We start from the raw sequence: 7,467 nt of genomic DNA, 5'->3' as shown, positions 1-7,467 counted from the left end.
TGGATGGTTTCCTGCTTCGTAATCTGATTGTCTTTGTAAGCCGCCTGCATCAGGGGGAAAGTCACGCCTTCAATGGTGCTAGCAAGCGGCACTTCACCCAACTTGGCAAAACTCCCTGTCAGGTCGAACGACAAGTTCCCGCCTCGTCCATTGACCGCATGGCACGACGCGCACGCGAGCCCACGGTTGGTCAGGGGTTTCGACCCGTAGAAGATGGCCTCACCCACCGCCGCGCTGGCGGGCTCCAACTTCGCCATTTCCTGCATCGCAATTCGCTTTCGCTCCTCCGCGATGCGGTTCGCCGCGTCCGGTGCGAGCAGCAGTTCGGCAAGCACTTGAATGTCTTCCGGCTTCAGCTTGCCGACGTTCTTTTCCATGCGCAGTATTGCGGGGTCCACATTCTGCTTTGGCCACGACTGCACGGCCTTTAGGTCAGGGCCAGTCAAGGCGCCGCCTCCAATCGTGTGACATCCGGCGCATTTCTGCGTGAACATACGCGCACCCGTATCCGCCTTCTCTGGTTCCTTCTGTGGCGCCGATTCGCCAGGAGGTTGCGTCTCTTGAAGCTGAGCGGGTTCTGGAACAGGCGTCGGTTCAGTGGACGGAGCGGAAATGTCCGCGCCCATCGCCACGAAGCAGATACTCCAAACCAGCCCAACGGCCAGAAATGTTCGCTTTACACTCGGAATGCCACGCGCCATTCGATCTTCTCCAACCGGTTGAGGCCGGCGTATCGCCCGTCTATTCTGGATATTTTTGTCCACAATAAGGATGACACAGAACGACTCCCTTCATCGTGTTCATTGTTGATTAGTCCTCTCTCACGAACGCGCGCTTCTTCTTTCGCGTGGTAGTATCAGCCAGATCCCGCAGCGATCTCTGCTCCAATTGTGCCAACAGTTCCGTCTTTGCGGCGGCCCACGTCTCATGTAGCGGACACGGGTGCTTCTCCCCGCAGGTTGGAAATCCGAGCACACAGTGACTGAACGTGTCTTGTCCCTCAACCGCCTCGATAACGTCTCTGAGCGTTATCTCCTCCGGGGGCCGGCTCAACTCGTAGCCACCACCCGGTCCCCTAACGGCCTGCAGGAAACCGCCCTGGGTCAGTGCTTGAAAGACCTTTCGCGTAAAAGACTCCGGAATTCCGGCCTTTTTGCACACATCCTTCGCCTGAAACCGCGAGGTGTCTTTCTGGGACGCGGCGCACGTTAGTGCCCGAAGTGCATACTCGCATCCCTTGGAATAGAGCCTGAACATATGCGATCCCCAAATAGTGGACTTCTATGTCCATAATATGCCCTACGCCTCACCAAAAGTCAACTGGTTTGCCGAGGGTAGGTTCCTGTCCGCGCCTCAGACGTCGAGGGCTACTCGTTTCATTTGCGGTAGGACGTGTGTAATGGAAGCACTGGGGTGTCATAGGCGCAACCCATGACATAACCTGATAGGGTCCTGAAAGACGCGATTCATCACTTCAAACAGCACCGGCATTCTGGATGTAGACGGGAAGCACTCGGACTGGATCGAACTGTGCAATGTGACCGACCCTCCGGTCTCGTTGCTGGGTTGGGCACTGACCGATGACGAACTGAATCTGAACAAGTGGCCCCTGCCCAACGTCACGATTGCGCCCGGAGGTTTTCTCGTTGTATTCGCTTCCGACAATAATCGAACGACGGTGCCGGGTGAATTGCACACCAACTTCAAACTTGATGCGAACGGCGAGTATGTTGCGCTTGTCCAGAATCCGTCGACGCCGATCATCGCGAGTGCCTTTCCCGCGCGCGAACAAACCCGGATGTTTCCGATTCGGACAGCGATGGCATTACCGATGGCGACGAAGTGAATCTGCACGCTACGAACCCGCTAGATGCCGATTCCGATGGCGATCTTTTGCCGGACGGTTAAGAAGCTGCAAACGGACTTGACCCGAACAGCGACACCGGAGACGATGGCGCCAGCGGCGACCCGGACTCAGACACGTACTCCAACCTCGATGAGTACAACGCCGGTACAAACCCGCAATCTGACGCGTCATTTCCGGACCAGCCCGTCCCTGTGGCGGGGGTCGCTGCGTTTGTACTAACAGCAGCGGCCTTGATGATGCTTAGTTTTTTGCGGAAAAGGAAACCGGCAGAAACCGATTGCCAATTGCGATAGTGCGACAGCCTACCCGCTGGAACACGTCGCCAACGCGGATTCTTCGGGACCGATGGCCTACTCGCTGCGCCGGTGCAAATTGCGGACTAAAGTTGCCCCTTCCGCGAAATGGCTCCGCGCAACGGAGGACGAACACGGTGATGGTACGGATCGTCCGTTTCCATTTGGCAATGGTAGATCTCCATCAACCGTTTCATGGCAGCTTCAGCGCGCACAGTCTGCAGCCCTTCGCCGGCAAAACGTTCGTAGTCCAGGATGGCTCGCAAATGCAGAATCTCCCAACGCCAGCTCTCTCTCGCCCATTCGGGCAAGCGCGCATTGACGGATTCCGCGAGTAAACAACAGCGTTCCACTCCATCGACGTCTACAGCTTGTTTCTGGTACTTCTTTGCGGCAGCGTCTTCGAGCAAAGCAACCACGGCCAGCGTGTCATCGACAACTTCAGGGCCGAATTCGTAGGCGACATATTCTCTGAGTGTATCCTGTGCGGTTTGATCGGGGTTCCAGTAGAACTGAAGCTCGATGGCCTTGTTCATGTCTTCGTAGATACCCTCGCTGTAGGGAAATCCACCTTGAACCACCGTCTTCACTTGATCCCAAAGGCGTTGGAAACGGGACGGAAGCGGATTGGCCCCGAAACCGCCCCACGGCCAATTGCCCCACATGCTGATCTCCGGAAAGTTGAGCAACGGCAGGTCGCCAGGTACACCCTTTTCAAGTGGATACCGCGGAAAATCTTCATGCGCATCCGCCAGAATGTAGTTGAGCCAACTCTTGTCCTTCTTCAGCGCTTCAGACAATCCGTCCCATTCGCCCTCGGGAGGCGTATCGAACATCCAAGTGCTCAAGATTGTCTTGAGTCTGGGGAAATAGCTGCGACCCAAGTCCGCGAAATCGCGCGAGAGCTTCAGATATCCGTTGCTGCCCCAGGGACTGCATTTCTCGCACGCGCATCCGCCCTCGTCGTACGGCCAGAAGCAGACCACATCCAGGCCGACATCGTGTAACTTCTCATAGAGTTGGCGCGCATTGTCCATAAGATACGCATGTCCCGCGGGAATGCTTGGGCAAATGGGGTGACCACTGTTACCGCGCCGGTGTGTTGGGTCGGGCAGACGCGTGGCGCGAATGTCCTGCGGCGCGCCGATGAACATGGTGTTGTTCAGGCCAGTAACAAACTGAATCCCCAGTTCGTGCGCCGCTTGCGCGTATTGACGCACCATGGACATGGCAGGTTCTGCATCGGGATCGTTCCAATCCTGAAGATTGATCATCGGGAAGATGACCATGATGGCATTCACGCCCCAAAGCGCCATGTCCTCCATATACCGAATGATTCCCTCATCGGGATTCCGGTGATACCAATTATGAAAGTGTGTGGCGAAGTACATGCCGCGCAGGGAACCATGAGGCTCCGATAGTCCCCGCCATGTGGAGGGTACAAAAGCCTGATCGTACCGGCTTGTTCGCAGGAATTTACCCGCTCCATAGAGCAGTCCCTGGGGGGAACCGCCGGAGATTCGCAGGGCTTTACCCGTTACGTCCATTCGATAGGCTTCACGAGGCAGCCCCTCGTCGACTGCTAATATGACATCTGCATCCGTGCGCGACTCGATTACCCGAACAGGGCAACGGACCTGAATGCGGTCCTGTAGAATCGTGAACGTCCTTCGGATCAAAGCGTCGTCACGGCTGGTCACACGGACCTTAACAGTCTTCTCCAAGGACGATGAACGCTTGCCCTCAGGTGTGGCACATCCCGCGAATCCCAGTCCTGCGGCGGCGGTGCCGGCGTATCGCAAGAACGATCTTCGGTCCAGAAATCGCATCCTCTTCCTCCGCAGCACCGATGAAGTGGCTTGCTACTTTTCCACGATCCGATATAGATGAGTCTTCGTGCGAAGCAACAGCGAATCGCCGGCCACGGCCGGTGACGCCAGGAATTCACCGTCAAGCTGATTGACAGCCAGTTCGCGGTATTCGCGTCCCGCCGCGATAACAGTGGTCTTCCCTTTTCTGTCCAGCATGTAGATGTGATCTTTGTTGGCCAGCAGCGATGCCCAGATATCGCGCGGCATCTTTTGCGACCATACTTGTTTGCCGGTTTCCGCCTCCGAGCAAATCAGCATTGCACTCTTGTCGCCGACGGTATAGAGCAGATCTCCGACAAGCACAGGCGACGATTCGTGCGGGGCGTCCTCCATCATCTTCCAAACGACATGTGTGTTTGTGACATCCCCCACGCCGCCTTGGCGCACCGCATAAAGCTGAGTCCCGCCGGGATTGCCTCCGGTATTGATGAACATGAGTCCGTGCCCTGTAACAATGCGGGAAATCGTGCTATCGTCGCGATAGAGGACGCGCCAGATTTCCGTACCCGTCCGTGGGTCATGTCCGGTGGCCATCAGCGCGCCGTTGCTCACGAGTTGCGGCTTGCCTTCCACGTTGATGATGATAGGCGTCTGATAGGACTTCAGATAAACAGGCTGAATGTCAGGCGTGTAGAGTTCGGCAGGACGGTTATAGGTCCATACCGTCTCTCCAGTCTTCTTGTTCAGACCCACCATGAACTGCTTATCGGTGCCTTCAATCGTGAGAATGACAAGATCCTCAAAGAGGATGGGCGACGAAGCCGGCCCCTGCATGTGGTCACAGTTGAGATCCGTACGCTTCCAAAGTGTCTCGCCGTTTGCGGTATCAATGCATGCCGTGCCCAAAGAACCATAGTGTACGTAAACGCGGCCCGCTTCAATGGTAGCGGATGGCGTAGCGTATGAATTGGTGGGATTGATGTGCTGTGGACTCTCCACCTTGAACACGGGAATGTCGTAGACGATCTTCCCCGATTCCACATCGACGCAGACTGCGTAAAGAACTGTCCCATCCTTGACGGCGGTTGTGAGCCAGATCTGGTTCCCCCAAACAACAGGAGTCGATAGACCGATGTCATGAATCTCAGTCTTCCATGCAATGTTCTCGGTTTCGGACCAATGCAACGGCAGGTTTGCGTCGTCACAATGCCCTTCCTGCGTGGGTCCGCGCCAATCCGGCCAATCGGCACTGGCGAACGCGGCACAAATCAGACACGCTGCTGTGAAAATCCAGACATAAGATCGCATGGTTAACTTGACTCCCCCTTCTCAGGACCGCTATAGCCGATGTATTGGTACCGTGTTGAGGCCGCTACCGATTCCTGCCGTCCAATCTCCCGGCCCAAACCAGTTAATCAGAATTCCTCGGGGGACTCAATTCTCGCTCATTGAAGTAGGCCCGCTATCCGAAGGATGCGTTGAAGCCAGTCCCAGATTCCCGATCATCCCGCCGTGACCGGGACTTAAGCTAGGTGATATCATCTGACTCTCAGAACAGACAGGTGTTCTGTAAGGGGGAGCAATAATGCGTAGTCTGGGGATTGTCTTCATCGTCGTCGCCTGCATGAATCTCATGACTTCTAATCCGGTATACGGTCAATCGGAGCTTATCCAAACGGGGACGCCGCACCCATTCGCGTGCGCTGATTATTCCGGTAACAAAGTCTTCTTGGTCTCGGCCGAAGGAAAAGTCGAGTGGGAATACCCGGCGAAGACCAGCGACGATATATGGGTCTTACCCAACGGAAACATCCTCTTCAACACGGGCGACGGAGTAACCGAAGTCACGCGCGACAAGAAAGTCGTTTTTCGCTACGACTCGAAGAGTGAAGTCTACGCATGCCAACGGCTGCCAAATGGCAACACCTTTATCGGCGAATGCAACAGCGGACGGCTGCTTGAAATAGACCCGAGTGGCAAGGTTGTCAGCGAGCTACGGCTTCTCCCGGAAGGACAAGACGGCGGCCACACGTTCATGCGCAACGCGCGCAAACTTTCCAACGGCAATTATCTCGTGGCCTTCTACGGAGGTGAAGTTGTTCGCGAGTACGATCCCGCGGGGAAGATCGTCTTTGAAGTTCCCGCGCCCAGCGGACCGCATAGTGCCATCCGTCTCCCAAACGGCAACACGCTGATTGCGTGCGGCGATCTCAAGAAGTCGCCAAAAGTGTTTGAAGTCGACACAAATGGCAAGACGGTTTGGGAAATAAAGCAAGACGAACTACCGGGGATTTCGCTGAAATTCATGACCGGGCTACAGCGTCTACCGAACGGCAACACCGTTCTTACGAATTGGGTCGGTCATGGAGAGTTCGGCAAGGCCCCAGCGATCATCGAAGTCACGCCGGACAAGAAGATTGTGTGGACGTTTCAGGATGACAAGACCATGAAGACGATTTCGAGTATCCAGGTCCTGGACGTTCCGGGCGATCCACTCAAGGGAGAAGTGTTGCACTGAGCTTCGACGCCCCTATCATTCTTAGAGTTGTCCCGTTATTGTCTGCTTCCAATGGAACTACAATCGGATCCCCTCGCCATCGATTTGCATCCCTGCATCAAAACACGGCGAGTCTTTGCGTTGCCGTAAGTCGCCACGGGACTCGTCCTCAAACAGCGGCTTGGCAATACGGCTGTGCGGATCGTTGGCGCATTCCGATTGATAGCGAGCAAACTCTTCTTGCGAATAGGGCTTTTCTCCGCTCCATTCGATTAGCTTTCCAGGAGTTGATTTCCAGTAACAATTGTCGTCGAGGATGAACTTCTCCGCATCCGCGGCATCGATGCTCATACAAACTGCCGGGCCGGTACTCTCGCAAAAGATGTTGTGACGAATATAGACCTTGCCCGGCTGCCTGCGCGGCTCAATCATCCAGGCCCACACGTGATAACCGACAGGCTGAGGATAGGGATCCGTCGCGCGGGGTGGATTCTCGCCCTGCATACTGAATCCGCCGCCTCCGTTGATGCAGGTGTTGTACTCGAAGTAAATCTCCTGCGAGGGTTCACGCGATTCGTATGCGGCGAGGCCGCAATCTGTGAATAGATTGTTGCGAAAGTGGATTCGCTCGGGGATGTGTTTCGTCTCTCCCCCTTGGTGCGTAACCGCGGAGTCGTAGATGTTGTCGAACAGGCAACCCTCTACAGTCACTTCGCTTGCACCGTCCCACAATTCGACCGCGTTGCCAAACCGCATGCGGCGTTCACGATTCCAGACTGCACCACCAATGAAACGAAACTCGCAACCTCTGATCGCGACGTGTCGCACATCGGTTTCCTGAAATCCGTGGACGCCACTGTTGAGAAAGCTCAGGTCTTCAAGAACGACGTGACGTCTCGCACTGACGAGCTTTCTTTGTCCCCAGAGGACACACTCGATACCTGCATAGGCCTTGCCGGGATTGACCGTCGAACACAAATAGAGTGTCCCGCCGCCGCG

At 55.7% G+C, this 7,467-nt stretch carries 7 protein-coding genes; 2 read left to right on the top strand and 5 right to left on the bottom strand.

Annotated elements, in window-relative coordinates:
* Together K1Y02_23860 and K1Y02_23855 are read right to left on the bottom strand one after the other, a co-directional pair.
* On the bottom strand, positions 1-701 hold a 701-nt coding region (locus tag K1Y02_23860; protein MBX7259416.1), incomplete at its 3' end, for a cytochrome c.
* Between the two features lie 109 nt (positions 702-810).
* Positions 811-1,257, bottom strand: coding sequence for an Rrf2 family transcriptional regulator (locus K1Y02_23855; GenBank protein ID MBX7259415.1), 447 nt, complete (start codon positions 1,255-1,257; stop codon positions 811-813).
* Between the two features lie 280 nt (positions 1,258-1,537).
* Between K1Y02_23855 and K1Y02_23850 the strand changes: the two genes are divergently transcribed.
* Complete coding sequence (locus K1Y02_23850) at positions 1,538-1,846, top strand: hypothetical protein (protein ID MBX7259414.1); 309 nt, start codon at positions 1,538-1,540, stop codon at positions 1,844-1,846.
* 400 nt (positions 1,847-2,246) lie between these two features.
* On the opposite strand, the gene K1Y02_23845 is transcribed toward K1Y02_23850, so the two are convergent.
* Positions 2,247-3,989, bottom strand: a complete 1,743-nt coding sequence (locus K1Y02_23845) for a hypothetical protein (GenBank protein MBX7259413.1) — start codon at positions 3,987-3,989, stop codon at positions 2,247-2,249.
* A gap of 33 nt (positions 3,990-4,022) precedes the next feature.
* Complete coding sequence (locus tag K1Y02_23840; GenBank protein MBX7259412.1) at positions 4,023-5,279, bottom strand: PQQ-like beta-propeller repeat protein; 1,257 nt, start codon at positions 5,277-5,279, stop codon at positions 4,023-4,025.
* Between the two features lie 277 nt (positions 5,280-5,556).
* Between K1Y02_23840 and K1Y02_23835 the strand changes: the two genes are divergently transcribed.
* Positions 5,557-6,489, top strand: a complete 933-nt coding sequence (locus tag K1Y02_23835; GenBank protein MBX7259411.1) for an arylsulfotransferase family protein — start codon at positions 5,557-5,559, stop codon at positions 6,487-6,489.
* A 57-nt stretch (positions 6,490-6,546) separates the two neighbouring features.
* Here the strand turns inward: K1Y02_23835 and K1Y02_23830 are convergent.
* Positions 6,547-7,467, bottom strand: a 921-nt coding sequence (locus K1Y02_23830; GenBank protein ID MBX7259410.1) for a right-handed parallel beta-helix repeat-containing protein, incomplete at its 5' end; no start/stop codon positions are given.

The organism is Candidatus Hydrogenedentota bacterium (genome assembly GCA_019695095.1).
Classification (GTDB): Bacteria; Hydrogenedentota; Hydrogenedentia; order Hydrogenedentales; family SLHB01; genus JAIBAQ01.
Note: the sequence above shows the minus strand (reverse complement) of the source record. Positions and strands in the feature narration are given on the sequence as shown.

Excerpts from the sequence above, each read along its gene's own strand:
- K1Y02_23835 (MBX7259411.1), top strand. The coding sequence starts at position 5,557 with ATGCGTAGTCTGGGGATTGTCTTCATCGTCGTCGCCTGCATGAATCTC.
- K1Y02_23840 (MBX7259412.1), bottom strand. The coding sequence starts at position 5,279 with ATGCGATCTTATGTCTGGATTTTCACAGCAGCGTGTCTGATTTGTGCC.
- K1Y02_23855 (MBX7259415.1), bottom strand. The coding sequence starts at position 1,257 with ATGTTCAGGCTCTATTCCAAGGGATGCGAGTATGCACTTCGGGCACTA.
- K1Y02_23845 (MBX7259413.1), bottom strand. The coding sequence starts at position 3,989 with ATGCGATTTCTGGACCGAAGATCGTTCTTGCGATACGCCGGCACCGCC.